Source organism: Lewinellaceae bacterium, from assembly GCA_020636135.1.
GTDB lineage: Bacteria > Bacteroidota > Bacteroidia > Chitinophagales > Saprospiraceae > JAGQXC01.
This window is the reverse complement of the sequence record JACJYK010000002.1, coordinates 730,803-757,297: the sequence shown is the minus strand read 5'-3', so window position 1 is coordinate 757,297 and position 26,495 is coordinate 730,803. Positions and strand designations below refer to the sequence as shown.

Annotated in this window: 22 protein-coding genes; 10 read left to right on the top strand and 12 right to left on the bottom strand. The window is 50.8% G+C overall.

Annotated features, from left to right (window positions below; all coding sequences use genetic code 11):
* Nucleotides 1-74 precede the first annotated feature (74 nt).
* On the bottom strand, nt 75-950 hold the full coding sequence (locus H6570_18250) for a tyrosine-type recombinase/integrase (GenBank protein MCB9321232.1): 876 nt from the start codon (nt 948-950) through the stop codon (nt 75-77).
* Between the two features lie 264 nt (nt 951-1,214).
* Here H6570_18250 and H6570_18245 point away from each other — a divergent pair, with 264 nt between their 5' ends.
* Complete coding sequence (locus tag H6570_18245) at nt 1,215-2,699, top strand: sodium:solute symporter (GenBank protein ID MCB9321231.1); 1,485 nt, start codon at nt 1,215-1,217, stop codon at nt 2,697-2,699.
* 137 nt (nt 2,700-2,836) lie between these two features.
* Here the strand turns inward: H6570_18245 and H6570_18240 are convergent, their stop codons facing one another.
* Entirely contained in the window at nt 2,837-3,997 is a 1,161-nt protein-coding gene (locus tag H6570_18240; GenBank protein MCB9321230.1) for a C40 family peptidase, read from the bottom strand.
* Between the two features lie 174 nt (nt 3,998-4,171).
* Here H6570_18240 and H6570_18235 point away from each other — a divergent pair, with 174 nt between their 5' ends.
* Genes H6570_18235 through H6570_18225 form a run of 3 tightly spaced genes read left to right on the top strand, consistent with a single transcriptional unit; the run spans nt 4,172 to nt 6,385 of the window.
* Nucleotides 4,172-4,702, top strand: coding sequence for a hypothetical protein (locus H6570_18235; GenBank protein ID MCB9321229.1), 531 nt, complete (start codon nt 4,172-4,174; stop codon nt 4,700-4,702).
* A complete protein-coding gene (locus tag H6570_18230) occupies nt 4,680-5,765 on the top strand; it encodes a hypothetical protein (protein ID MCB9321228.1) in 1,086 nt (361 codons plus the stop codon). Before H6570_18235 ends, H6570_18230 begins: the two co-directional genes overlap by 23 nt.
* Nucleotides 5,762-6,385, top strand: coding sequence for a LysE family transporter (locus tag H6570_18225; protein MCB9321227.1), 624 nt, complete (start codon nt 5,762-5,764; stop codon nt 6,383-6,385). The genes H6570_18230 and H6570_18225 overlap by 4 nt, the downstream gene beginning before the upstream one ends.
* Here the strand turns inward: H6570_18225 and H6570_18220 are convergent.
* Together H6570_18220 and H6570_18215 are read right to left on the bottom strand one after the other, a co-directional pair.
* The gene (locus H6570_18220) at nt 6,382-7,155 is read right to left on the bottom strand and encodes a 1-acyl-sn-glycerol-3-phosphate acyltransferase (GenBank protein ID MCB9321226.1); all 774 of its coding nucleotides are present in this window, start codon (nt 7,153-7,155) and stop codon (nt 6,382-6,384) included. The two genes, H6570_18225 and H6570_18220, sit on opposite strands and share 4 nt — an antisense overlap.
* The gene (locus H6570_18215; GenBank protein ID MCB9321225.1) at nt 7,152-8,696 is read right to left on the bottom strand and encodes a GNAT family N-acetyltransferase; all 1,545 of its coding nucleotides are present in this window, start codon (nt 8,694-8,696) and stop codon (nt 7,152-7,154) included. The genes H6570_18220 and H6570_18215 overlap by 4 nt, the downstream gene beginning before the upstream one ends.
* Nucleotides 8,697-8,872: 176 nt before the next feature.
* Between H6570_18215 and H6570_18210 the strand changes: the two genes are divergently transcribed.
* The 4 genes from H6570_18210 (at nt 8,873) to H6570_18195 (ending at nt 13,333) form a co-directional block, all read left to right on the top strand.
* Nucleotides 8,873-9,412, top strand: coding sequence for a hypothetical protein (locus H6570_18210; GenBank protein ID MCB9321224.1), 540 nt, complete (start codon nt 8,873-8,875; stop codon nt 9,410-9,412).
* Between the two features lie 95 nt (nt 9,413-9,507).
* Nucleotides 9,508-10,371 (top strand): ThuA domain-containing protein, encoded by an 864-nt coding sequence (locus tag H6570_18205; GenBank protein MCB9321223.1) that lies wholly within the window; start codon nt 9,508-9,510, stop codon nt 10,369-10,371.
* A gap of 40 nt (nt 10,372-10,411) precedes the next feature.
* The gene (locus tag H6570_18200) at nt 10,412-11,785 is read left to right on the top strand and encodes a Gfo/Idh/MocA family oxidoreductase (GenBank protein ID MCB9321222.1); all 1,374 of its coding nucleotides are present in this window, start codon (nt 10,412-10,414) and stop codon (nt 11,783-11,785) included.
* A gap of 162 nt (nt 11,786-11,947) precedes the next feature.
* Nucleotides 11,948-13,333, top strand: coding sequence for an oxidoreductase (locus H6570_18195; protein ID MCB9321221.1), 1,386 nt, complete (start codon nt 11,948-11,950; stop codon nt 13,331-13,333).
* 22 nt (nt 13,334-13,355) lie between these two features.
* Here the strand turns inward: H6570_18195 and H6570_18190 are convergent, their stop codons facing one another.
* From H6570_18190 to H6570_18165, 6 genes are all read right to left on the bottom strand, one after another.
* Complete coding sequence (locus tag H6570_18190) at nt 13,356-13,721, bottom strand: hypothetical protein (GenBank protein ID MCB9321220.1); 366 nt, start codon at nt 13,719-13,721, stop codon at nt 13,356-13,358.
* 10 nt (nt 13,722-13,731) lie between these two features.
* A complete protein-coding gene (locus tag H6570_18185; protein ID MCB9321219.1) occupies nt 13,732-13,881 on the bottom strand; it encodes a hypothetical protein in 150 nt (49 codons plus the stop codon).
* A 29-nt stretch (nt 13,882-13,910) separates the two neighbouring features.
* A complete protein-coding gene (locus H6570_18180) occupies nt 13,911-15,743 on the bottom strand; it encodes a hypothetical protein (GenBank protein ID MCB9321218.1) in 1,833 nt (610 codons plus the stop codon).
* A 3-nt stretch (nt 15,744-15,746) separates the two neighbouring features.
* On the bottom strand, nt 15,747-16,544 hold the full coding sequence (locus H6570_18175; protein MCB9321217.1) for a hypothetical protein: 798 nt from the start codon (nt 16,542-16,544) through the stop codon (nt 15,747-15,749).
* 63 nt (nt 16,545-16,607) lie between these two features.
* The gene (locus tag H6570_18170; GenBank protein MCB9321216.1) at nt 16,608-16,955 is read right to left on the bottom strand and encodes a hypothetical protein; all 348 of its coding nucleotides are present in this window, start codon (nt 16,953-16,955) and stop codon (nt 16,608-16,610) included.
* Between the two features lie 63 nt (nt 16,956-17,018).
* Nucleotides 17,019-18,218: an MFS transporter gene (locus H6570_18165; GenBank protein MCB9321215.1), complete on the bottom strand. Its 1,200-nt coding sequence runs from the start codon at nt 18,216-18,218 to the stop codon at nt 17,019-17,021.
* A 115-nt stretch (nt 18,219-18,333) separates the two neighbouring features.
* Here H6570_18165 and H6570_18160 point away from each other — a divergent pair, with 115 nt between their 5' ends.
* Entirely contained in the window at nt 18,334-19,011 is a 678-nt protein-coding gene (locus tag H6570_18160; protein ID MCB9321214.1) for a hypothetical protein, read from the top strand.
* A gap of 1 nt (nt 19,012) precedes the next feature.
* On the opposite strand, the gene H6570_18155 is transcribed toward H6570_18160, so the two are convergent.
* The gene (locus tag H6570_18155; GenBank protein ID MCB9321213.1) at nt 19,013-19,408 is read right to left on the bottom strand and encodes a hypothetical protein; all 396 of its coding nucleotides are present in this window, start codon (nt 19,406-19,408) and stop codon (nt 19,013-19,015) included.
* 734 nt (nt 19,409-20,142) lie between these two features.
* Between H6570_18155 and H6570_18150 the strand changes: the two genes are divergently transcribed.
* Nucleotides 20,143-22,185 (top strand): carbohydrate binding family 9 domain-containing protein, encoded by a 2,043-nt coding sequence (locus H6570_18150; protein ID MCB9321212.1) that lies wholly within the window; start codon nt 20,143-20,145, stop codon nt 22,183-22,185.
* A gap of 813 nt (nt 22,186-22,998) precedes the next feature.
* On the opposite strand, the gene H6570_18145 is transcribed toward H6570_18150, so the two are convergent.
* Nucleotides 22,999-26,424, bottom strand: a complete 3,426-nt coding sequence (locus tag H6570_18145; GenBank protein ID MCB9321211.1) for a HEAT repeat domain-containing protein — start codon at nt 26,422-26,424, stop codon at nt 22,999-23,001.
* Between the last annotated feature and the right edge of the window lie 71 nt (nt 26,425-26,495).

The following is a 26,495-nucleotide window of genomic DNA, read 5'->3' as shown; positions in this document are numbered from 1 at the left end:
CTGATCAGCGATCCGACCACAGTTTGACGGTCTTCCGGTCTGTCCAACAGCGTTCATGATTTTCGAAATGTCGGTTAACTTTTAGGATGAGCAGCTTCGTAAACTTTGCGCAGTTGCTCAATGGAATTGTGGGTATACACCTGGGTCGCGCTCAAATTGGCATGGCCAAGTAACTCTTTGATCGCGTTAAGCTCTGCACCCTCGTTTGCCAGATGGGTCGCAAAACTATGTCGCAGGACATGGGGACTTCTCTTCTCCACAGTACTGACCATTGATAAATATTTACGCACGATGTTGTAGATAAGTTTAGGGTAAATGGGCTTCCCCTCCCCGGTAATCCAAAAATGACCGGTACCTGTTATCTCTTCCCGCAACCGACGGTACCGCAGGACCAATTCCCTGGTTTCAGGCCCTATCGGGATTATCCGTTCTTTGGATCCTTTTCCCATCACCTTGACGGTTAGTTTGTCCAGATCAATGTCTTCATCCTTTAAACCAAACAACTCGCTGCGCCGCATCCCTGTAGTATAAAACAATTCAATGATCAAACGGTCACGAATACCCACGAAATCTTCAGAAAATTTCATTTCTGCCAGCAAGGACTGCATCTGCGACTCCTGCACATACACCGGCAACCGTTTACCTACTTTCGGAGCAACCACCTTCCTCAACGGATTCTTCTGCAGGAATCCACGGCGCATGAGGTATTTGACAAAGGTCTGGAGAGCCGATATTTTACGGTTGATGGATCGATTGGTGAGGCCTGATTCGGCCAGGCTAACCATCCAGGAGCGCACCATAGCGGGGCTTACACCGGCCCATTCAACCGTCTCAAATTGTTTTTCCAGGAAGTGCTCAAATTGCTGGATATCATTACGGTACGATTCGACAGTATGTGGAGAATAGCGCTTTTCGAACTCCAGGTATTTCAAAAAGGAAGTCAAATACATGCAGGTTAATGTTAGTGCTTGAAATGTGCCGGCGGCAGGTTGATCGGAATCCTGTTATCCATTGGTCGCATCATGGCCTTTTGTCGCGAGTCTTCATTAAGATGATATAATATACGGATTGCGTCCTACTTTATCAAGATCACGCTTTATTTTCTCAAACATATAAAATATTTTTATAATGTGTCAAATGATCCACACCTCTTTCACCATCGAACCATAAATCAGTTTACGATTGCTTACATTTACCCATAAAGCCAACTGCATATGGAATATGGTTTTCTCTCCCTGCTGCCACCGGTCGTAGCCATCGCCCTGGCTATCTGGACCCGCCAGGTTTTTGTTTCCCTCTTATTCGGAATCTGGCTCGGTTATCTGATCATTGCCGGATTCAACCCGCTGCAGGGCAGTCTCGACACCATTGAAGCATTGGTGGACGTATTCCAGGACAAAGGATCGACCCGGACGATTTTATTTTCAGCCCTGGTAGGGGCACTGATCGTTTTTGTCCAGCGATCCGGAGGCGTGGAAGGGTTCATCCGGTTTCTCTCCCACCGCATCGAGAAACTGTCTGCCGAGAAAGAAGGCCGGAACCGGGTTCTCGTGCAGTTCATGGCCTGGGTCACCGGACTGATCATCTTCGTCGAATCATCGATTTCCGTCCTCACTGTAGGCACCATTTACCGGCCCATGTTCGATAAACTAAAGATATCCCGCGAAAAACTGGCTTTTATTGCTGATTCCAGTTCGGCTCCATCCTGCATTATTTTTCCATTTAATGCCTGGGGAGCATTCATTATGAGCCTGTTAGTCGCCGAAGGTATCAGTCAACCCTTTCTCACCCTCTTTGAGTCGGTGGCCTTCAACTTCTACCCGGTACTGGCATTAGGCATTGTACTTATCGTCATACTGCGCGGAAAGGACCTGGGACCTATGAAGGAGGCTGAAATACGGGTGAATACCACCGGAGAACTGCTAAATCCCGGCGCCCAGCCCATGGTGAGTGAAGAACTGACGGCGGTGGATGTGAAGCCAGGTATCACACCCCGCATGCGGAACATGCTGATCCCGATCGCGGTTATGGTCCTGATGATGCCCTTCATGCTGGCATTTACCGGATGGCAGGATGCCCTGGCTGAGTTTCCGGAAGCCACCGGACTGCTGCGAATTGGCCGGGCCATCGGACAGGGTTCCGGCTCCACTTCCGTCCTGGTGTCGGTTCTGACCTCCATCATGGTGTCCATCGTTCTTTATTCAAGTCAGCGCATGTTTTCACTCAAAGAAACGGTGGACATGATCCTGAAGGGCATTTCCGAGATGATGCCGCTGGCTTTACTGATGCTTTTTGCCTTTGCGATCGGCAATGTCTGTAAGAACCTGGAAACCGGATTATACATCGCCGAGGTGACCAGAGGCTGGCTGAGCCCCGCTCTGTTGCCTTTCCTGGTTTTTGTGATATCCTGCTTTATCGCCTTCTCCACCGGAACCTCTTTCGGGACCTTTGGCATCATGATGCATATTGCCATCCCCATCGCTGTAGCCATGGATGCTCCTCTCCTCATGACGGTCGCCGCCGTGATGGGCGGAGGCGTTTTCGGTGATCACTGTTCACCAATATCCGATACCACCATTCTATCCAGTATGGCTGCTGCAACCGACCACATAGACCACGTTCGGACCCAGGCTCCCTACGCCTTGATTGCCGGAGGGATCACCGCCATCCTGTATTTGGTTATAGGGCTGGTAGCTTGAGTCAGGGTATCCGGATATCCGTGGTTCGCAACTTAAAATCTTAAATCACAAATCGCTATTCTGAAATAACTCGGGGTGATATTGGTTTGCAACTCAAATGCTAAAATCTCGACAACACCTAAACACGTCAATGCACATCAATACACATCCTTCACCCACGGGATATCCCCCTCCCCAGGATGGTCCAGCATTCTCCTTGCCTGGCGCCAGGTCTGCAGGCGCTGAGCAGCAAAATCAGCATCTCCTTCCCGCAGGGACTGGATCTGGACGCGGCCTTCGGCCGAATTGATAAATTTTCCATTGCCCAGGTAGATGGCTACATGGGTTATGCGTTCGTCGCGTTTTCCATCGGGCGGGTAGCCAAAAAACAAGAGATCACCGGGCTGGCAATTTTCCAGGTCTGAACCGGTTTTTATTTTTGTGCCAACCAGGGCTTGCTGGGAAGCATCCCGCGGAAGGACCAGGCCGTTCAAATAAAAAACCATTTTGGTAAATCCGCTGCAATCCATGGCTTTTCCGGAAGTACCTCCCCACAGGTATGGCCGGCCCATAAACAAATGTGCGGTGCGGATGATATTTGGTATGCTGGGGTCACGGGTAGCCTGCCATGTCTTATAATCCAGATAGCTGCCTTCAGGAATGTAACCGGAACGTCCATCCGGAAATCCAACTTCCAGAAACCCATCCCGGGAAAGCCCCTGCTGGAAAATACAACCGGCCACGACATCTGATACCGGCAATGCAGTCGGATCGGCCTGCTGGTACACCAGGCCCATTTCGGCCGTATACATGATCTTGGAGGATTGATCCCAACGCTCAAAATCAGGTTGTTGCATCGGTGCAAAAGCACCATCTTCCAGAAATCCCAGATAGCGGTCCGGAGTACGGACCAGATTCCAGTTATCTTCTTTCTTTAAGATTTCCAGTGGTGTACCCAGTAATGCCTGAGTGGCTAATTCCTGGGAATGACCCGGCTTGCTCCGGATGTTTGCAACCGAAATGGTGACCACACCCCAGCGATAAGGCAATACGGTGGAGTCGGGCAGTACACGAACTTCATCCACCACCGGACCTTGGGATTGCAGGTATCTCACCAGCGAATCCTTGGCCTCCGACAACGTGGTTTCCCCGGTCAATACATATGCATCACCTTTTTTTTCCATGGTCAGGTCAAACCAATCCGTACGATGATCAGGAGCAAAAGCCGAACGGAATTGCTCAATGGCATTATTTGGTTTTAACTTGGCTTCTCCCCGGCAACCAGCCAGGAGCAATAAGACCACGAGATATCGATGCATGACAGCAAATTAATTACAGAAATTCCGTGAAAGGTACGCATTCTCCCCTATCTCTGGTCTGACCATCTCATCATTCCATCCATCCATGCCGTGCCTGTATCGAGAATGTAACCTTTACGACATTCAAGGCGCAGGATTTTTCAATATCTTTACCATCGCAAAATTTGCCATAAAATGAAAATCGTTCAGGCGGCCCAGGCTGTTTTACAGGATGCATTGATCTATTTACGCCAAATTGACCGCCACACCTATTCCCAACCCATCTCTTTGCTTTCAAATTCAACCATTGGTCAGCACACACGTCATTTCATTGAATTTTATCAGTGTCTGATAAGTCAGTCTGAACCAGGATGCATCAATTACGACCTGCGTAAACGCGATAAAAGCATCGAGGAGGATCCGGGAGTTGCCGCACAGCAAATCATTGAGATTATGCTCGAACTGCAACATGAGGATTGGACGAAGGAGTGCTCCATTGAGGCCGATTATGGTTTGGGACAGCCGAAAGGCATCCTTATACCAACTTCTCTGGAGCGGGAATTAATGTATAACATCGAACATACCATTCATCACCTGGCATTGATCAAGGTCGGCCTGAAACTGATCTATCCGGACCTTGAATTACCGCATCATTTCGGGGTTGCACCATCAACCATCAAATACCAGCAAGCTCAACAGCAGGATGAGCAAGTCGTCGTCCAGTAAGCGGTGGACACGATGGCGTCAGTCATCCTGGTGGATCCGGTGGTCAAACTGGGAATACTGGCCCATGCAGGTCGTCAATATCCCGGTGGGATTCATCTGGCTCTATTATGCCATCCGGGCCCGTCATCCCTTCTTTTTCAGCAATACCAACCCCGTCATTGAAAATGGCGGATTTATGGGCGAATCAAAACACAACATCTACCAGCATCTTCCGGAAAACTATCTGCCTAAAACAGCCTTGATCCGTGCTCAGGATATCACCACAGAGGCTATTCTGAGTCATGCCGGTGAATTGGGTATCACCTATCCATTTATTCTGAAGCCAAATATCGGTGAGCGTGGCTTCCGGGTGGAGCGCATAGATGATTACCATACACTTGAACATTATCTCCTGGATAGGCCCCATGTCGACCTGCTGATTCAGGAATATGTGACGCACCCGGTAGAACTTTCCGTCATGTACCACCGTTTACCCCATACTCCCGAAGGGAAAGTCACATCGGTGTGTATCAAAGAGATGCTGGCGGTAACCGGCGACGGCAAACGTACCCTGCGGGAATTGATCCTGGATTATCCGCGAGCCAAATTACAATGGGAGGTGATGGAAGAACGATGGAAAGACGAAATGGAAAATGTCCTGCCAGCCGATCAGAATAAGACCCTGATGCCCATCGGGAATCATTGTCGGGGAGCCATGTTCCTGAACGGCAATGCCCATATCGATGAAGCATTAAATAAGGCCTTTGACCGGGTATCCCAGGGAAGTAACGGCATTTTTTACGGACGGTTTGATCTCCGCTGTAGCAGCATTGAAGCTATAAAACAGGGAGACACTTTCAAAATTCTGGAATACAACGGGGTCTCGGCCGAGCCTGCCCATATTTACCATCCGGGTTATTCACTGTGGCAGGCTTATAAAGACATAGCAGCCCACTGGCGCATCATTTTCCTGATTCACCGGCAACAGCTGCGTCAGGGAGTGCCTCCGATGCCGGTAAGGGAAGGATGGCAACAGGTGCGGCAATATTTTGCATATAAAAAGTGGGCAAGCCAGGCATCATGATGACATTTTGGCTTTTGTGGATCGGCTTTGGTTTGAGTTTTGTCGGATCGCTTCCGTTCGGCATGTTAAATCTTACGGTGGCAGACCTTGGGATGCGTAAAGGCATGCGTCCTGCATTACTGTTCGCGGCGGGGGCGGCTTTGCTGGAGTATGGCCAGTCGTTGTTAGCCATACGATTCGCCCAATGGTTTATCGCCGGCAGCACCCTTCGTATCTACATCGATTGGGCAGCGGTCATCATCTTCTTCAGCCTGGGCCTGTACTTTCTGCTGTCCAAAAATCAGCCGGTCAAAACCAACCAGGAACCACCACAGGCCGACCATCACTATTTTATAAAAGGTGTAGGAATGGCTGTCTTTAATGTCATTGTTTATCCTTATTGGGTTTTCTATTCCACTTTTCTCATCAACCAGGGGTGGATGAGCACCTCCTGGGCGGATTCCTTGTCATTCAGTGCCGGCATCACCCTTGGTGCGTGGGCATTGTTCTACTGCTATGCCCGGTTCAGCGTCTGGCTTATTGGCCGCAGTGAGCATTTTGCCGTTTATGCGACCCGGTTTTTTGCCCTGATGGTTTTTACCCTGGGAGCCATCCAGCTATACCATAACCTGTGGAATTAAGCGGAGGGGTTTTCTTTCAGCCAGTTGAGGTGGTAACTGGATTGCAGTTGTTTGCAGGCTTCGTCGATCCATTCTTGTGTTGAAGCCATCAGTCGACCGCCATCCTGATCGCGCAGTTCCGGTCCATAAGACACGTATATCGGAATGCGCCACCGGCCGAAGAGCCTCAGGAAGTGGGGTAAAAACTGATCCTGATCAATGAAAGCAGCCGTACGGTCGGCATATTCGACTGCTGCGGGATAAACCGGGATACCCTGCTCCGCTGCGATGTAAAAAGCCGCCTTGCGAAATTCGATGGTCCTGCGATACATGTGCGTTGTCCCTTCCGGACAAATAAATATGGATTTGTGCTCCTGGAAACTTTTTTCGATCGCATTCCGGGCTGCCACACGTGATCCCTGCTCATCCCGCTGTACAAAGATGATTCCGGTCATCTTTACACCCTGGGCGATCAGTGGCCAGGAGCGCACCTCAGCCTTGGCGACCGGATAGGCCAGGGCATCGTGCATCACCACGATCGGATCCAGGTAGGACCGGTGATTACTCACATAGAGCGCCGTCCCCGGAGCCTCCGGGAGGGAACCTGTGACATGCAGACGAATCCCCAGCAGCGGCATCATTGTCCGGATAAATTGCCTTCGATGGCGCAAGGACCTGTTTTCATCAAATCCCAATAACATAGAAACGACCGCCAGACGAAGCATGAAGGCCGACAGGATCAGCGCGAAAACCAACAAACGGATAAAGCTCAGCACATATCCCATGATCATGTCTCTTTTTTTAACGCCTCGATCGTTGCCAGCGGCAAATGTTTGAGATCCAGGATCATGAATCCATCCAGTACATCTGAAAAATTAGGATCCAGGTTAAAGCTGATGAATTTCGCATTTTGTTTGATGTATTGCTTTAATAAAACCGGAATACGGATGTGCGCCGGTTCAATCTCCTCAATAAATTTATCCAGATTAGCCAGGTCAGAACCGAGATTCCGCAGGATTGAAGCGACATCGATACCAGCCAGGTCGGGCTTAAACGGAGTCCTGGGAGAAAGAAATTTTGCCAATTCCTCATCGTAATAATTAACCTTAATGAATTCAACAATGAGGCTTTTGGACAAATGCGAATAAAACTTGGAGATGCTCACCGGACCGTATATGTATCGCAGGTTGGGATATTTGAGCAAAAAAAACAGGATACCCTGCCATAAAAGGAACAACGGAAGTGGTTGTTTCTGGTACGACTGGATCACAAAACTCCGGCCCAGCTCCACTGCTTGCTGCATGATCGGGTAAAATCCCTCCTGAATCTTAAAAAATTGATGAATGTAAAATCCGGCAGGACCGAATTTGGCGAAGATGTCATCACCTTTGCCAATACGGTAACCGCCTACTACACAGCGCGCCTCCTTATCCCAAATAAAAAGCTGATGGTAATACAGGTCGAATTCATCGACATCCAGGGCATGGCCGGTTCCCTCTCCCACGGCACGGAAAGTCGTCTCCCGCAATCTACCGATCTCACGCATCACCTGTGGGATCTGCCATATCTCTGCGATGTAGACCTGAAATTTCCCACGTTCTGACATGAGGTTTTCAAACTCCAGAGCGGCAATTTCGGTTTCCAACTCATCTGCCGGTAGTGGCGGGATTATATCTGCATGATTGGTCTCCGGCACCGTGAAAAATGGCAGCACTTCAAGCGCAGAGCCCAAAGCCTGGATCTTGGCTTGCAAATACCGTTTCATCCGCAAAGTCTGGGAAAACTCCTGCAGCTTGCTGGCCGGTAACACGTGACCAATGCGAATGATGACGACCCGCTTCTCCTGACCGGGTAAATAACGCAGACTGACCGGCACGATCGGTATACCAATCGTCCGGGCCGCATCCAGAAGTTTAATTTCCTGATTCAGAGAAGGAATGCCACGGATACCGGAATAATATTTTAATGAAAACCCCAGATGACGGCCGGCATGCAACTGTCCTTTGAGGGTTTTGCGCCACTGCTTGTTGGTCTGTAAAATCGAAGATTCGGAAAGGGTGTCGGGAGACAGGCTCTTCCAGTCCTTTCGTTTATTGCGGGGCCAGGTTTCTCCTGGAAGAATAATGGTAAACGGATGACTGGTGCGGGCCAGCAGAAAGGCCAGCAGAAAAGGATCAAGCTGGCTATCCAGACAGGTAGTTAACCACAGGCACGGCTCACGATAAGCTTTGGGTTTCCAGTCTCCCTGATGGATACGAACTTCGACATCCAGCGCATTCAACCGGTATTCCAGGTATTTGGTCAGCTTGGCATTCTTGTCCGTCGCAGTCACGTTGGGGTTGGTTCAATTTGCGTCAAAGTAACTAAAATTGAGTGGGCCCAGCATGTAATTAGCCGAAAGAATGAAGCCATTTGTCGCTCAGCCTTCAATCAAACATGCAGGCGTCACATTCACCAAACGCAACTGTCCGGATTTGCCTAACTTGTTCCATTAAGAATAGAATACCTATGAGAGCGATAATTCAATTTTCAGCTTTGCTGGCAGTCATGCTGTTTGGCAGTGGCCTTACCGCCCAAAGCTTTCACTGGGGCCCGGAAGTCCAGGTCTACCCAACCGGAGTCATTCCCACTATTGCGATCGAGCATGCTTCCTTTCACGATGCATTGAATATCCGGTTCGGTTATAATCTGGTTAACCACCGGGATCTGGGCGTTCAGGATGATGAACGTGGTGGCGGATTTGGGGGCAGTCTTGCCTATTTCTATTTCCTGAAAGACTATGGCCGTGGTTTATTTGTAGGCGGCAGAGCCGACCTCTGGCGGAATACGATCAAATGGAAGGATCAGGTGGGCACCCCTCAGGAAGTGCGGGGAACAAGCAAGATCTTTGTCCTCCAGCCCACTGCCCTGGCTGGCTTTGCCTGGGATTTCGGGCCCGTACAATTCCGGCCAAACGTAGCTTTCGGTGCAGAGCTGAATGTTAAAACGGAAGGTCGGGAAGTAGGACATGGAGCTATATTGCTGGTCGGTGTCCAGGTCCTCTTTTGAGCCATCCCGTTATACCTTTGCCACCTTTGGTGGTTGGGTTGAAAAAGATTAATTTAGGTGCCCGCCAGCGGGACAATCATATCAACTACGATATCATGTATTACATCAAGCCGATCCTCTGCTGCTGTTTGCTCCTAAGCAGTTCATGGCGACCAACCTGGAATACGACGGATGATTCCAGGGATCAACCCAGGCCGGATGCCATTGCTGTTATACAACCAATTACCCCGGAACACCGGGCCTTGATCTATACCAAAAATGGTAATGGATACGTCCATGATAACATCAGCGCCAGTATTGAAGCCCTACAGGAAATTTGTGCAGATTTGGGTCTGGCCACGGATATCACCGATGATCCAGCCATATTTACCGATGACAATCTGAAACTGTATCAGGTCCTGATCTTTTCCAATACCAACAACGAGACCTTTGACTCCGACGACCAGAAGCTGGCCTTCCAGCGTTATATCCAGGCTGGCGGTGGTTTTGTAGGGATCCATTCCGCCAGCGGCTCCGAGCGGCAATGGCCCTGGTTCTGGAAGATGCTGGGTGGAAAATTTCGTCGTCATCCGCCATTACAGCCTTTCGACATACAGGTGATCGATCCGGTGCACCCTGCCACGGCGATGCTGGGCGAGGTTTGGAAGTGGGAAGACGAATGTTATTATCTGGATCACCTCAATCCCGATAATCACATCTTGCTGGCTGCTGATTTACGCACCGTGGAAGACGACCAACAGTCCGAGTACCCCGATGTGGTCTTTGGAAATTACTTCCCCTTATCCTGGTGCCATCATTATGACGGCGGGCATGAATTTTACACCGCCCTAGGACATAAGATTGAGTATTACAGCCTTCCCCTATTTCGCAAACACCTCTCAGGAGGGATTCAGTGGGTCATGAACCAGGTGAAGGATCTCGACTATTCGAAAGTAACAACTAAACTGATCAGCGAATAAACCAAAGGACTCTTGTTTGAATGAACTGTAAATCCTAACCATGAATCGAAGAAAATACCTGAAGACCTCGCTATTCGCCACCACCGGCATCATCACTGCGCCTACCATCGTGCCGGCGTCCGTTTTTGGAAAATCGGCGCCCAGTAATAAAATCAACATCGGTCAGATCGGCTGTGGACGCATCGCCCGCGAGCACGACCTGGCGGAGACACTGAAGTACGATGTAGCACGGGTGGTGGCCGTGGCCGAACTGGACAGTGTCCGCGGCCAGAAAGGGAAAGAATACATTGAAAAATTTTATGCCGAAAAAAAAGGCAAACCCAACTATGTAGACGTAAAAGTCTATGGTGATTACCGGGAAATGCTGATGGATAAGGACATCGATGCCGTCATCATCAGCACCCCCGATCACTGGCATGCCAAACCGGCCATTGATGCTGCATTGGCAGGAAAAGACATCTATCTGCAAAAGCCGGCATCACTGACGATCGAGGAGGGTCGCCTGATGAGCGATACGATGCATCGCACCGGACGTATCTTCCAGATTGGAAGCCAACAGCGCTCCCAGGATCCGTGGCCCCAATTTAAGCGGGCTTGCGAACTGGTTCGAAATGGCCGCATCGGCGAGCTGCATACGGTCAAGATCGGATTACCAGGTGACCCGGGCGGACCCGATGAGCCGGTCATGCCGGTCCCTTCCAACCTGAATTACGACATGTGGCTTGGGACCACGCCGGAAGTTTATTATACCGAAGCCAGGGTCCACCCTCAAGCTGATTTCTCCCGGCCAGGCTGGTTGCGCTGTGAGCAATTCGGAGCCGGAATGATCACCGGATGGGGCGCCCACCACATCGATACGGCACACTGGGGTATGAACACCGAATACACCGGGCCGATCGAAGTACAGGCCGAAGCCAAGTTCCCCACCAGTGGATTATGGAATGTCCATGGCGACTTCATTGCCACTGCCAAATATGCGAATGGCGTGACGATGTACGTCAGTGGTGACTATCCGAACGGGGTCCGTTTTGAGGGATCCGAGGGCTGGATCTTTGTAAGCCGGGGCAATGTAGGCGTTACCGCCAGTGATCCGGGCAGTGCGCAGAACTCCGATGCATTCAATGCCAGCGATCCGCGTATACTGCAGTCGGTGATCGGTCCCGATGAGATCCATCTCTACAATAGTCCTGAGCAACACGGCAACTGGCTGGACTGCATCATCAGCCGTCAGCAGCCGGTGGCTCCGGCAGAGATAGCACACCGCTCCTGCAGCGCCTGTCTGGTCATCCACATCGGTATGAAACTCAACCGCAAATTGTACTGGGATCCGGTGCACGAACGTTTCCGTAATGACGATGAAGCGAATGCGATGTTGTCCAGACCCCAGCGTCCAAAATACGCCATAACCATTTAGGCTTCGACTCCGCTCAGCTTGACATGGCTTCGGCTCCGCTCAGCTTGACATGGCTTCGACTCCGCCCGGTTTGACAAGATTTAATTAAAGGCGAAGTCGAGGGTGGTTATTAAATTCAATTGATCACTTCAATATTGTTGATCAATTTTATTTTGTCCTTAAATGAAAATCATGATCCGTCCGGGAATTATTGTTTTACTCCTCATTAGCCTGGTGGCTTGCCAAACCAAAGAATCGAAGCCGATGAAAGACGCCGGTAAAGTCCATCTGATCACGCTTGATCCCGGCCATTTCCATGCCGGGCTGGTCCAGAAATTCATGTATGACCAGGTCGATCCGGTGGTCCATGTCTATGCCCCGGGAGGACCCGAGCTGGATGACCACCTGGCACGCATAAACAGCTACAACACCCGGACTGAGCAGCCGACGCACTGGGAAGAAGTGGTCTATACCGGACCGGATTTTCTGGAGAAAATGCTGGCCGAAAAGGCTGGCAATGTCGTAGTGATCAGTGGCAACAATGCCAAAAAAGCGCAATACATCGATCAGTCCATCGGCGCCGGATTTAATGTACTGGCCGACAAACCCATGGCCATCCGCCCGGAGGATTATCCGGTGCTTGAGCATGCCTTTGCCACAGCTGAAGAAAAAGGAGTCTTACTGTACGACATCATGACCGAGCGTTATGAGATCACCACGCAATTGCAAAAAGCGCTCTCCCATATTCCCGGCCTCTTCGGGACCATGGAACAGGGCACCATCGACAATCCGGCCATCACCAAGGAGAGTGTGCACCATTATTTTAAGTATGTCTCAGGAGTGCCCCTGATCCGTCCTGCCTGGTTTTTCGATGTGGACCAGCAGGGCGAGGGTATCGTGGATGTGTCTACCCATCTGGTCGACCTGGTCTTGTGGGAATGTTTCCCGGACCAGGCCATAGACACCACGGAGGTCCAGGTAGAAAAAGGGACCCGCTGGGCTACCGAGCTTACCCTGGCACAATTCCGCCGCGTTACCGGATTGAACGATTACCCGGATTATCTGCAAAAAGACCTGGTCAAAGATTCGATCCTGTCGGTATATGCGAATGGCGCCATCCATTTTGCCGTCAAAGGCATCCAGGCTAAAGTCTCGGTGACCTGGAATTATGAGGCTCCGGAAGGCGCTAAAGACACCCACTATTCCATCATGCGCGGATCCAAAGCCAACCTGGTCATCCGGCAGGGAGCCGCTCAACACTACCACCCGATGCTGTACGTCGAACCGATCGACGGCTCCAGCGCCCACCTCCTGGAAGCGCCGCTGGTCGCAGCCATTACCAGCCTGCAAAGTGTGTATCCCGGCATCGGCTTCGAACCATCGGACCTCGGGGACGGCTGGCAGATCACCATCCCGGATTCCTACGACGTCGGCCACGAAGCGCACTTTGGTCAGGTGACGGAGCATTTTCTGGATTACCTCTCCACAGGCAAACTACCCGACTGGGAAGTACCCAATATGCTGACGAAGTACTGGGTGACGACGAAGGGGTATGCGATGAGTCGGTAGGGTTAACTTAGCTTCAATGCCTTCACCAGGGTCTGGTAAAATATTCCGGGTCGATAGGCTCATCCATCTCATGAAATGTCGAGGATGGTGGATTTTTTAACAGCAGCGGATCACCCTTAGTCAATAATTTTTGCACGGAGGCTATAGGTACCAATACAAACACAAACACGATCCCCAGTAAAATGGGAGGTACAATACGGTTCAGCACTTTCGCTAGAAACATCCACCCGACATGGATCCAGCCTGCTGCTTGACGGGATAACAGTCCCACCAAACCGATTGAAACCGATAACCATAAAAAATACCTTTCCCTTCGGAGGGCAAAAAGTGCCAGACCGGCCAACGTCAGGACTAAAACCGTTATCCATGGTTTCTTAGCTGGAACCATTAGCCTTCATCTAAAAGATGCTGTAAATGAATGGGGCAAGAGGACCACTTCCTCCGATCACGATGAACAGCCCAAGCAATAGCAGAATCACGATGATCGGGATCAGCCAATATTTTTTACGCTCCTTAATAAAACGAAACAAATCTAAAATACTTTCCATTGGCATTCGCTTAACCAACTTAAATGGCTCTAATAGGCAACATCATTAGGCTGGTCCTTTTTTAGAAACAACAAATTACCAATTACCAGCACATCCATGGCAGTATTTCTAAAACATCGATAAGCATCTTCAGGACTGCAGACAATCGGCTCACCGGCTACATTAAAACTGGTATTCAGGAGGACTGCACATCCGGTCATTCTTCTAAATGCATCCAACAGCGTCCAATAATGGTGATTCATCACCCGGTCTACAGTTTGGATCCGAGCCGAATAATCAATGTGTGTAACTGCCGGGATTGCGCTCACCGCCACCCTCAGTTTCTCCTCTAAGGTAAGCAATTCAAAATCCGGCGGCAATGGATGCCTGATTTCATCTTTAACCGGCGCCACCAGAAGCATATAAGGAGAAGGACCTTCCAGATCAAAATAGTCCCTGGCAAATTCAGCCAGCACCGAGGGCGCAAAAGGCCGGAAGGTCTCCCTTCCCTTGATTTCAATATTAATTTTTCGGTGCATATCCGGATCTCTGGGATCAGCCAGGATGGACCGGTTTCCCAACGACCGCGGACCAAATTCCATCCTGCCCTGAAACCATCCGATAATATGCCCTTGTTGAATCTGATCGGCAACTGCCTCTGCTAACAAACCAAAGTCCTCAAAACGCTGATAAACAGCCCCGTAAGTATCAGCCATTTTAATCGCTGCGGATTCCGGGAATTGGGGACCCAGCAAAGCCCCTTGCAAGGCATCCGTGTTTAGCACCTTTCTGGGATCACCAAAATAGAGGTATTTAACCGCCAAAGCTGCCCCCAGGGCGCCGCCCGCATCACCCGCCGCCGGCTGAATAAACAGGCTGTCGAATAGTCGAGCGCGGTGAAGCTTACCGTTCGCTACACCATTCAGTGCCACCCCGCCTGCCAGGCACAGTTCATTGGCTTTCGTTGATTTTTTGGCCTCCCCGGCCATTTTCAGGATGATCTCTTCGGTCACCGATTGGATCGCATAAGCCAGGTTGCAGTGATGCTGTTCAATAGCTTCCTCCGGTTTTCGGCAGGGAAATCCAAATAAGGCTTCCCACCGGCGACGACGGGTCATTTTTAACCCGGTCGAATAATCAAAATAGCTTTGATTCAGCCAGATGGATCCGTCATCCTTGATGGAGACCAGCTCCTGCTTGATAAGTTTTGTAAATCTTGCCGTCTCCGGGTGACTTGCCTGACCATAGGGTGCCAACCCCATCAATTTGTATTCTCCCGAGTTGACCCTGAACCCCAGGTGATCGGTAAAGGCGGAATATAGTAATCCAACGGAGTGAGGAAATCGAAGCTCTTTGAGCATGGTAATCCGGTTACCCTCCCCCAATGCCAGCGTCGCTGTCGACCATTCACCTACGCCATCCAGGGTAAGAATGGCTGCTTTTTCAAAAGGAGAAACATAAAATGCACTGGAGGCATGGGATAAATGATGCCCGGAGAACAAAAGTCTTAATTCCGTTCTATGGAAGTCGCCCACCTCGCCCAGACCGCGATAAATAAGGCGCTTCAGAAATAATTTCTCATTGATCCAATGGGGAATTGCTCTAACGAATGAACGGATGCCCCGGGGAGAAAAACCATAGTAGGTCTGTAATAGCCGCTCAAATTTCAACAGTGGTTTCTCGTAAAAGACAACGGCATCCAAATCTTGAAGCGTCAGCCCGGCCTCCTCCAGGCAATAACGGATGGCCTGTACCGGGAATGCAGCGCTGTGTTTTATCCGGTTGAACCGTTCTTCCTGGGCAGCCGCCACGATCTGGTCTCCAACGACCAGAGCTGCCGCTGAGTCGTGATAGAACGCTGAAATACCCAGGATCTTTTTCATCGCCTATTTGCCCTTGTCCTTTATATGACCGGAGTCCAAATTATCCCAATCCGGATTTTGCTGCATCCATTTCCATAGTAATCCGGCCACCGTCCGGTACCCTACCGATCGCATGTGTTCATCGTAATTCCAGTAGAGGTGTACGCCCTCTTCCTCCTTGCTGCGTAAAGGCATGGTCAAATCAAGGAATTTTATACCCAGTTCACTGCATTGCTTCAACAAGATCAGCTGGCGAATTTGATAGGCATTTGTGGTTAAATCGAGACTATCCGGCAAATCTTCTGTACATAGTTCTCGTTCATAAGGATAGTAGTGGCGGGTAATCTGATTGCGGCTTGGGAGGTAGACGATAACCACCTGGGTCCCAAATTTGTCGCCAAAGTATTTTATAAATGGTAGGAACTCGCCCAGTTCGGGCTCGGATGGCAGTGCTTTCAATTCTTTGCTAAACGCATTAATGCGAAATGGGTTAAAGGTACCTGCATGCACCGCATCCGCAATCCCGGAAAACAGCCGTCCAGCTGATGTCGGGCCGTAAGGAGGGTCGTATTGATCCGCAACCTCACTAAAAAAAGAACGAGGCGTATTAAACCAGCGAAAATGGACCGGACCATAGGTCCTGGCCTGTTGTATTAATTCCCAAATTCTGGGAACAAAAGGATTAAAATAATCTGGTTGTAAATAACGCTCCGGAATCAACGGCATGGATGTTCCAAGGTCGTTGGCATAGATGCATACAAATACCATGTCAGGACGGTAAATGGGTATCAGATCTGCGAAAACCTGCAGATACTCCGACAATCCCCGGCCGGTCAGCCCGCAATTAAATACTTCAAGTTGATCTGAACTCGACAGTTGATGCAGTTATGCGGGTATGGTCTGATCCTGACTGGCCATGACTCCTTCCACAAAACTATCGCCGATCATCAGTATCCGGCGAACATCATGAGGCTTGGTCACACACCACTCCTGGTCTCTGAATCCATATTGATTCATTCGGTGGACAAATAGGGCTTCCGTATCCAAAGCGGACTGCCAATACCAATCCTGATCTCGCTGATAAATTCTGTGAGTCTCTTGCAGCACATTTACATCCAGATCGATCCGGTTCAGGTTTTTAATTTCCGGGAGCGGAAAACAGATGCGAAAAAGTAACTCCTGAACAACCGCGATGGCAATAAAGTAGAAGCTTATTTTGATCCAGCGATCCATATGCTTGCGGCATCATTTGAATGGTCATGTACTGTCAATTGCACAAAATAAAATTTCCTGCCATCATTTACCGGCAGGAGCCAGGTCACCATCGTATCTCCGGATGGATCCCATCCGGTTCAGTAGGACAAAGGCCAATGCTATCACAGGTAGCAGGATGGCCATCAAGGTAAAAGCTCCGGAAGTCCCGGCCTGCTTTACAATGGGCTGGAGGAGGATTGGTGACAGAAACTGGCCCATAAACCAGAAGGTGGTCAGCTTGCCGATTTCCTGCCCACGGATGGCCGGTGGCGCCAGCTGCATCACCCACATATTGGTATTGGGCATCATTATCCCGATACCCAGTCCCAGGAAAAACAAGGCCAGCACCGCCAAACCATAGGAGGCGGTCAGGGCCAGCAAACTAAAGCCGCATCCCATCAGCAGGTAACCTATTGCAAAAACTGTCAGGTGAGACCGCTGTCCTTTGATGCGATGGTAGAAATAGGAGGATACCGCCGAAGAAGCGGTGCTGGTAGCTATTGCCAGGCCGATCAGCGCATTGTGCTTTACACCCAATCCAACCAGGTGAAATGGAATCTGGACCGGCACAAGAAAGAAGGCAATCCACATCAGCAGCGTGTTCAGAAATAAAAAATAAAGGAAGGCCGGGGCCTTGATCCGGGTCGTTGTGGCATGCACCGATGGCCTGTTGATTTCCGGCTCGTGTAAGTAGCGCCAGGTGAGCGGCAGGATGATCAATGCCACCAGATACAGCAGAAAGGGGTACCGCCAGCCCATGTCCGCCAAAACACCACTCATCGTCAGGAATAGGATACCTCCGATGGACATGAAGGCTATCTGAATACCCACGAAACGCTGTCGTTCCGGTCCCGTATAGTAATCGGCCACCAGGGTTACAACGATGGTCATGGATATCCCCACAGCAACACCCAGCAGGGCTCGGGCGATCAGAAATGCATAGATCTCCTGTAAATACATCCCCGCAGAACCGGCCAGGGCATAGAGTACCAGAGCGCCGCTCAATAAAGGCAACCGGCCAAACCGGTCGATGAGCCGACCCGCGACCGGTGCCGTGATGGCGATAAACAGTGCCGGAATGGTCAGGATCAACCGGACCAGCATGGGCGCGTCAGGGTGCCTTGAAAAAGCCTGAGTCATCTGGGGAAGTACCGGAGAGATGGTAATGATCGACATGATGGTCAGGCTGCTCACCAAAAGCAGCGTCAGTTTGGTCGTTCCACCACCATCTGTCCGGGTCATTGGCCTATTCTTCTGTTGGAAAGCAAGATAAGGGAGAAATCCAAAAATTATGGGCCATAAGCATCCCTGAAGGCGAGATAAAAACTTACCTGGCCGTCCCATCGTTGTAATAAACATGAAACGAAAGCAGGCACTGGTCGAATGGAATGGAGATATCCTGTCGGCATTGGCACTTTATGATGCCAAGCGCCAGCACAACATGCATCCGGTGACTTTGCTTACACCTATCGCCCAACCGGCGAATCAGATGGCCACCCACGGACTGGCAGCTCACCTGATCGAACGGCAAGCCATGAGCATGGGCATTCCTTTCCAGGCAATCTTCCACTCCGATGGGGCGGATACGTCCGAGAAGCTGGAAAGATGGAAGGAGGTCATCAATCCATACCGTCAATCCGTAGGCATCGAATGGTTGGTACGCAATGGCACGCCCGGCAGCCTGATGCATGCTCAGGGTGGCATGCAATTCCTGAATCCGCTTGCCGGACTGGAATCTGCACGGCTGGCAAATCGTGCCTTGGTGGCAGGATTTAAAGCGCTGGTCTGCACTGTGAATGCCTCCTGGCTGGATGGAGACCTGGTAGGCCTCGAATACAATGAAGATTTTATTCAGATGTTACCCCAGGGCGTGGATCCCTGCGGACGCAATGGTGAATTTTACACCTACGTGTACGACGGTCCCCTCTTCCGGCATCCGTTGCCGGTGGTTGCGGGTGATCGTTTTTTCAAGCGTTGGAGTTTTTCTGAGAAGTTGCAGGCGTATTGGTACGTGGGTCTGGAATTGGAACAGTGAATTACTGAACCTGGGCAGCATCAAGGTAAAACATATGGTTGACGGCGCTCTGGAATGCTTCCAGCAAATGTTTGCCGAATCCGTTCGGGCGGGAGAGGATCAGATAGATGCAATGCGACTTGCCGGTTCTGCGGATAGCCATGTAACCATAAACATCTTCCTCGGCCAGACGGCCTCCCATTTCAAAGAAATCGAGTTGACCCAGCCCGGTCATGATCGGACGGATCAGCGTCAGATGCAGGTCATATTCCTCGCGTACCAGCATGTATGGCAGAAAGTCTTCCTTCTGCCGCGGAAGTCGGATCAGATCGTAACTATTGATCAAAGCTTTAATGGCAGCATGGCTTCTGGGATGTTCCATCATTGGTGTTTCTATTTCATTTAACGAGGACAACATAGTCAGATTGTTTAGTATATAGGATAGACGGTGTTAAAGGGTCTAAGGTTGCACCACCTTCCTAAAAAAAACTTAATAGGTTGGTTAATTGATGTTAAACGCAGGTTTCCGGGGAATGGTATTATACTTTCCAAACCTTAACCTACATGCCAATTATTTAATATGTAATCATTTGATTATCTAATACTTAACAGATGTTAAATGATGACTGGCCCATAAATATCAACTTCAGCCAAAATCCTTATTCGAGCTTGTGAAAGTGTATTTCCACTGCTTTCATTTATCGACTAACCTCCTTTTTTAACCGATCAGATTATTGCCTCAACGGATCACCCCCGGATAGGATCCTGTGATGAGGAGAACGTGTGATGGCCAGGGTGCAGGATGCCATGGTCGTGATTCACTCCCAATACCATAATAATGGTAAGGTCATTGGTTCCTTAACAATTGTCTGAAAAATACACCGAATGGGGTAGGAGATAAACGTGGTGAAACCAATTGAAATGGTATTTTTATCCTACGGATTAAGTGTGTTAAAACTCAGTTTTACTATGAATCGTAGAGGCTTCGGATTTGGCGTGATGTATTTGATGGCAATCCTTTTTCAGGTACCCGTATTGGCTCAAAGTGATCAGGATAGCGGAGAGAACTACTCCGACCGTCCGGCAACGCAGGCCTATTTCCTGGATAAAGCGCCGGTCATCGACGGCAGGATCATGGAGGACTCTGCCTGGATGAACATTCCGTCCTTTGGTAATCTGAGGCAAGCGCGGCCCTATGCCGGCCATCCCGCTACGGAAAACACCGACATCCGTATCGGATATACCGACGAGGTCTTCTACCTCAGTGTCATCTGTTTCGATGCCCAGCCGCAGCACCTCGTTGTCTCGGATGCCCGGCGTGATGCACCGCTCGATGGTACCGACGCATTTCTGTTCATCCTGGACACTTATCACGATGGTCAGAACGGATTCGTATTTGGCACCAACTCCCTCGGTGTCGAGTACGATGCCCAGGTCGATAAGGAAGGCCAGGGCAACCAGAACACCAACCGGCAGCAGGGAGGTACCGTAGGTGGATTTAACCTCAACTGGGATGCCTCCTGGGATGTGAAAGCACAGGTGACCGACTATGGTTGGACCGCTGAATTTGCCATTCCTTTCCGCACCCTGCGATTTAAGTCCGGTGATGATGTAACCTGGGGTATCAACTTTCAGCGCAACATCCGCAAGACCAATGAGGTTGCTTACTGGGCTCCGCTGCCCATCCAGTTTGACCTGAAACGGCTTTCCCTGGAAGGCACGCTGGAAGGCCTCGACCTCAAAAGCCCGGGCAACCTGAAGATCATACCCTACGCCCTGGTCAATATGCACCAGAACAAAGTGGATGCCGACGATAAAGTAAAACTCGATCCCGAGGTAGGCGCTGACGTAAAATACAGCATCACGCCCAGCCTCACCCTGGACCTGACCTATAATACCGACTTTGCCCAGGTGGAAGTGGACGACCAGCAGGTCAATCTGGACCGCTTCAACCTCTTTTTTCCGGAGAAAAGGCCTTTCTTCCTGGAGAATGCCGGCCAGTTCAGTGTGGGCAGCCCGGGTGAAGTGGACCTCTTCTTCAGCCGGCGCATCGGTATTGACGGCGATGGCAACCAGGTACCCATCACCGGTGGTGCACGTCTGTCCGGCAAAGTCAATAAGACCAATATCGGCCTGCTCACCATGTTTACCGATCCCGTCCCAGAGAATAACATACAGCGCAATAATTTCACCGTTGCCCGGGTCAACCACGAAGTCGGCCGGTCCGCCATCGGCGCCGCCTACATTGGCCGCCAGGGTATCGGCGATGAGAGCGGCGATTTCAACCGCGTTTACGCCATGGATGGTCGCCTGGGACTGGGTAAAAAAGCGCAATTGTCCGGTTTCTACAGCAAGAGCTCTACTCCCGGCATCGATGACGGGGACCACGCCCTGAAATTCCAATCCCGCTATGAATGGAATGGCCTGGAAGTCAATCTGGCCTATACCGAAGTGGGTGCAGGATTTAATCCCGAAGTAGGCTTCCTGCTGCGCCAGGCATTCCGCAAACCGGAATTTCTGGTCCTGCAACGCATCCGCATGAACAACAAATTTGGACTGCTCGAATTGCGCCCGCACATATCCTATCGCAGCTACTGGAATTTTGACAACTTCCTGGAGACCAGCTTCCTGCATATGGACAATCACTGGGAGTTTGTCAACGGCATGGAAGCGCATACGGGTTTTAACATAACTACAGAAGGCGTGGTCCAGGATTTTGAGATTGCAGAAGGCGTCATTGTTCCCGCCGGCACCTACAAGCACAAAGAAGCTCAACTGGTATTCTTTACCAATCCAAGCAAACCACTCAGCGTGAACATCCGCTCGGTCTCAGGCGGGTTTTTCGGTGGCAAACGTTACAACAATACGGTCACGCTAAGCATACTTGCCGGCGATAAATTCAATTCCTCAGTCGGTCTGAGCAGAAACGATATTAAGCTGCCCTATGGTGATTTCAACACCAACATTTTTATCGGCCGCTTCGCATACTCCTTTACACCCAGGACCTATATCCAGAGTCTGGTTCAGTACAACAGTGTCATCGACCTCTGGTCCGCGAACATCCGCTTTGGCTGGCTGCAGCAAGCCAACACCGGACTATTTGTAGTGCTGAACTACAACAAGGGCGACTTCGGCGAAATCGATAACCGCAGCTTTATTATTAAATACTCCCGGGTTTTTGATGTAATCAAGTAGGAGAAAGGAGAAAGGAGAAGGGAGAAGGGAACCACGGAGGGACACAAGATTCGGCACAGAGGGACACGGAGGAAGGTTAAATGTTGAGTGTTGAATTTTGAATGAGAAGATATAATAACAAACGCTCTCTCTACTTTGTGTGCTGACCACAGCGTCAGTACTTTGCATACCTCTGAGGTTTCCTTCCCTCGAAATTGCGGTTCCACCCCATTCAACCTTCAACACTCAACATTCAGCATTTATTTCTCCTCTGTGAACCTCTGTGCCAAATGAAGTGCTGACCGAGGTACGAGCGTCAGTGCTCCGCTTATCGCTGTGGTTCCTTTTTTAATCCAACGAAGTTCCTGCCCCATTCAACCTTCAACACTAAACACTCAACATTCTATTTCACCTCTGTGAACCTCTGTGCAAGACTCCGTGTACCTCTGTGGTTCCCTTTTTAATCCACCGAAGTTCCACCCCATTCAACCTTCAACACTCAACATTCAACATTTTTTATTTCCCCTCTGTGAACCTCTGTGCCAAATGAAGTGCTGACCGAGGTACGAGCGTCAGTGCTCCGCGTACCTCTGTGGTTCCTTTTTTAATCCACCGAAGTTCCTGCCCCATTCAACCTTCAACACTCAACATTCAACATTTTTTATTTCCCCTCTGTGAACCTCGGTGCAGGACTCTGTGTACCTCTGTGGTTCCCTTTTTAATCCACCGAAGTTCCTGCCCCATTCAACCTTCAACACTCAACATTCAGCATTTTATTTCCTCTCTGTGAACCTCTGTGTCTCCTCTGCGGCCCTTTGTGTACTAGCCGGTCCCTTACATCGCGTCGCCCTTCTGGTTGACCAGGAATTCCACCAGGTTCCGGATCTCCCGCTTATTCAGCAATAGTCCCTGGTTAGGCATGCTGGAAGGCATGTTGTCGCGCTTGGTGATGCGGCTGACCTCTACCTCGAGGGGCTCGGCAGCGCTGGTCTTCAGCGTGAGCTCTTTAGGGGTCTCCTCCATCAGGATACCCGTAACCGTCTGTCCATCGGACAGAGTCAGGGAAACCACGCCATAGCCCGGAGCGATGCGCGCACTGGGATCTACCAGCGCCTGCAGGATCTGCTCCCGCGTCAGCTTGGCGCCGATGGCCGTCAGGTCAGGACCTACTTCACCACCTTGTCCATTGATGGCATGACAACGTACACACTGAGCGGTCGGGTTCGTATTGAATAGCCACCATCCTGCACGGCGGTCTCCTCCGTAGAGGGCCTCCGCATAGGCGGCCAGCGGGTCTTCCTGGTTGGCATGCATAGCTTCAACCTGAGCGGTTAATGCCTGGTTACCATTCTTTTCTACCGCCTCGAAGAGGTCCAGCTGGACCTCTTTGGACAGCTTGTCATTTTTCAGTTTGTTCATCAGGGTGCTGAGTACCGGTGTGGTCTTGTCCGCCGGCATGTCCGCCAGGGCCCGGAGCACCGCCTGCTGTTCACGTGTGCTGCCCAGCGAGAAGATGGGGTCTACGATACCCGGTAATTTTTCTTTGGCAATATCCAGCTGACTCAGCAAGCCAACCGCCGTACTGCGCACACCCGCATCTTTATCCGCCATTCCCTTCTGGACCAGGGCCTCCATGTCGGGCACCTTGAGTGCAGCCAGCGCTGTCAGCATGGCTGAACGTACTTCTGCATTTTTACTTCCACCCTGCAGGTCTTTCAGTTTATCCTCAAAGGAAGACAAGCTTAATCCGGAAACCACCTGCGATGCAGCAATCAGGACTTCAGGATCTTTGGATTTAAACAGATCCTCCAGGTGAGGTTGTACCGCTGCCACGGCAGGAGCCGCGTCATGCTTCATCTCACCCCGGTAACGTCCATCCACCCGGTCCAGGACCGACGGCTCGGACCAGCTGGCCAGGATATGCAGTGCTTCAGCCCGCATGGCCGCAGTAACATCATTTCTGGTTGCAAAATGGATCAGCTCATCGACCTGCTCCTTTTGACCTACCCGCAGACAGGCATTCATACTTCTGCGAAGCAATGCCTCCGAATGAAATTTTGTGGTATTCAGGATGGCTGCCAGTGCCGGCATGGCATCCGGAATGGACCAATCGTCGTTAATGGCACGTGCTGCTTCCGCAACGACAAATTCATCCTTGTCGGCCAGGAAACCAGCTACTTTCGGGCTTTGCATCTGACGTAAGGCAACCACGGCAGCAGTACGGACAGCAACACTTGGGTTGCCGGTGAGTCCAGCCAGTTTATCGGCATCACCGATCCTTGCCAGTGCGATCATCCCGGCATGACGCAACCACAGGTCCTGATCGTTATTGGCTTCCAGCATGGCCAGGATCGGTTCCGTAGCATCTGCGACCTGCATCCGCCCTAGAGCCTGAGCTGCTTTCATACGTACCCGGGGACTTTCATGGGTTAAAAAGGGAATGATCTGAGCTGCGGCCTCCTTATAGCGGATATCACCCAGGACGTCGATAGCCTGGGTGGCTATTTCTGCGTCTGCATCCTGCAGCAACGGCAATAAAGCCTGAGCCTGTGTGGCATCCTTACGAGCCAGCTGCCCAATGCCCCAGATGCCGTGAACACGTTCCAGTTGATTGGTAGTTTGATCGGTGGCCTGCTTAAAGATAGCTGCGCTTCCATTGCCTTTGGCAGCCAGGGCAAACTGAGCTTTCATGCGTATCCGCATATCACCGTTGCCCAGCAATTCCAGGAGCCGGGCATCTTCCTGTGCCGCATAGTCGAGACGCATCAGTTGCGCCGTCTCCGCACGCTCAGCTTTCAGATCGTCCGTTTCCGGCGTCACATCCAGCTTCCAGACCCGGCCGTAGTTCTTGGTATCCCAGCCGTTGATCCAGTCGGCAACATACATCGCACCGTCAGGACCAAATTGAATGTCGGTAGGCAAAATTCCTCTCACGATAGCTTGCTCTTCGGCCAGCTCAAACGATGCTCCCTTCGGCTTCAGACTGAATGACCAGATCGGTGAGCGGGCTGGTGTTCCGGTAAACTCGACCAGGAAAAACTTGTTCTGCCAGGCCTTGCCAAGGGCGGTACCGGGGTTGAACAACATACCGGTAGGTCCGTTGTGGTAATTCTGAATGGGAGGCAGGAAATAAGCCGCTTGTCCATCCCAATGGGGCGTAAACATCTTCTCATCCATCCATACCTTATAGCCGTTATTCTTGGGATCGGTGTACTTGCCAAACTGCCAGTTGATCCGCCATCCTGAATCGGAGCCGTCGATGAGGTGAACCAATCGCTCGCTCTCACCCCGGTGATCCCCATCGTTATCGGAGCTTATCAGGTTGCCGTAGGCATCGAAAACAAATTCGTGGGTGTTCCGCAATCCGTGGGCGACCACTTCGAAGTCGCTGCCGTCGGGATTGCAACGTACAATGACACCCTGATTCGGATACATGTAGTGCTTTCCATCCGGTGCGGTGATGTTGGCTCCCGGATCGCCGATACCCCAGTAGATCTTACCGTCGGGTCCGACGATCAGGCCAGACATGCCATGCCCTCCAAAGCCAATGTGGACATTAAATCCGTGGCTCAGTGACGTCTTTTTATCCGGTATACCATCACCGTCGGTGTCCTCCAGCTTCCACAGGTCAGGTCCGATGCCGACGAATAAATCCTTATCATAGTACAGCACGGCATTCATCACGTCGGTCACTTCTTCATGAAAGTCATTGACTACACGTGTGGACACATCAGCCAGTCCATCCTGGTCGCGGTCTTCCAGACGCCACACTTCATCGCGCTCTACAGCCAGGTCGCGCCAGTCGTGGATGCTGTCATGGTTCAGGTCTTCCAGCCAGGCATTTTGCTCACTCTTTTCCGGGGCAAATGTCTCATGGAGGAAAGCACGGCGGTCCTCCACCGACTGCATGCGGATGGATGCCGTCATCCAGTCCTGATGTCCGCGGATATCAAATTCCGAATGCTTCTGACGGTTGGTGCGCGTAAGGTAGAGCGTACCCTGATCGTCCATTGTCATGGCAATGGGATCCGGAGCCAACGAGTCGGAGGCCCACAGCGTAAACTGCAGTCCGTCAGCTATTTCCAGCGCCAGTGAAGACTGGATCCGGCTAGCGATGGCCTTGGCACTGTCGGCGGTCAGTTGCTTGGATATAATTTCTTCCTGAGAGGTGGGAGGCGCTTCTTGTGGGGTGTTGCACGATAAAATCCAGAAGGCAAACCCGGCAAGCGCCAGGCGTGAAATAGAAAAACAAACTTTCATAACCAGAATTATGTGTTAAATCTACACATTTCATTCGAGCAGGTCCATCCCTATTATCCAAAATCCATTCA

Coding starts and splice junctions, on each gene's coding strand:
- H6570_18250 (MCB9321232.1), bottom strand. CDS start 950: ATGTATTTGACTTCCTTTTTGAAATACCTGGAGTTCGAAAAGCGCTAT.
- H6570_18245 (MCB9321231.1), top strand. CDS start 1,215: ATGGAATATGGTTTTCTCTCCCTGCTGCCACCGGTCGTAGCCATCGCC.
- H6570_18240 (MCB9321230.1), bottom strand. CDS start 3,997: ATGCATCGATATCTCGTGGTCTTATTGCTCCTGGCTGGTTGCCGGGGA.
- H6570_18235 (MCB9321229.1), top strand. CDS start 4,172: ATGAAAATCGTTCAGGCGGCCCAGGCTGTTTTACAGGATGCATTGATC.
- H6570_18230 (MCB9321228.1), top strand. CDS start 4,680: ATGAGCAAGTCGTCGTCCAGTAAGCGGTGGACACGATGGCGTCAGTCA.
- H6570_18225 (MCB9321227.1), top strand. CDS start 5,762: ATGATGACATTTTGGCTTTTGTGGATCGGCTTTGGTTTGAGTTTTGTC.
- H6570_18220 (MCB9321226.1), bottom strand. CDS start 7,155: ATGATCATGGGATATGTGCTGAGCTTTATCCGTTTGTTGGTTTTCGCG.
- H6570_18210 (MCB9321224.1), top strand. CDS start 8,873: ATGAGAGCGATAATTCAATTTTCAGCTTTGCTGGCAGTCATGCTGTTT.
- H6570_18205 (MCB9321223.1), top strand. CDS start 9,508: ATGTATTACATCAAGCCGATCCTCTGCTGCTGTTTGCTCCTAAGCAGT.
- H6570_18200 (MCB9321222.1), top strand. CDS start 10,412: ATGAATCGAAGAAAATACCTGAAGACCTCGCTATTCGCCACCACCGGC.
- H6570_18195 (MCB9321221.1), top strand. CDS start 11,948: ATGAAAATCATGATCCGTCCGGGAATTATTGTTTTACTCCTCATTAGC.
- H6570_18190 (MCB9321220.1), bottom strand. CDS start 13,721: ATGGTTCCAGCTAAGAAACCATGGATAACGGTTTTAGTCCTGACGTTG.
- H6570_18185 (MCB9321219.1), bottom strand. CDS start 13,881: ATGGAAAGTATTTTAGATTTGTTTCGTTTTATTAAGGAGCGTAAAAAA.
- H6570_18180 (MCB9321218.1), bottom strand. CDS start 15,743: ATGAAAAAGATCCTGGGTATTTCAGCGTTCTATCACGACTCAGCGGCA.
- H6570_18170 (MCB9321216.1), bottom strand. CDS start 16,955: ATGGATCGCTGGATCAAAATAAGCTTCTACTTTATTGCCATCGCGGTT.
- H6570_18165 (MCB9321215.1), bottom strand. CDS start 18,218: ATGACCCGGACAGATGGTGGTGGAACGACCAAACTGACGCTGCTTTTG.
- H6570_18160 (MCB9321214.1), top strand. CDS start 18,334: ATGAAACGAAAGCAGGCACTGGTCGAATGGAATGGAGATATCCTGTCG.
- H6570_18155 (MCB9321213.1), bottom strand. CDS start 19,408: ATGTTGTCCTCGTTAAATGAAATAGAAACACCAATGATGGAACATCCC.
- H6570_18150 (MCB9321212.1), top strand. CDS start 20,143: ATGAACATTCCGTCCTTTGGTAATCTGAGGCAAGCGCGGCCCTATGCC.
- H6570_18145 (MCB9321211.1), bottom strand. CDS start 26,424: ATGAAAGTTTGTTTTTCTATTTCACGCCTGGCGCTTGCCGGGTTTGCC.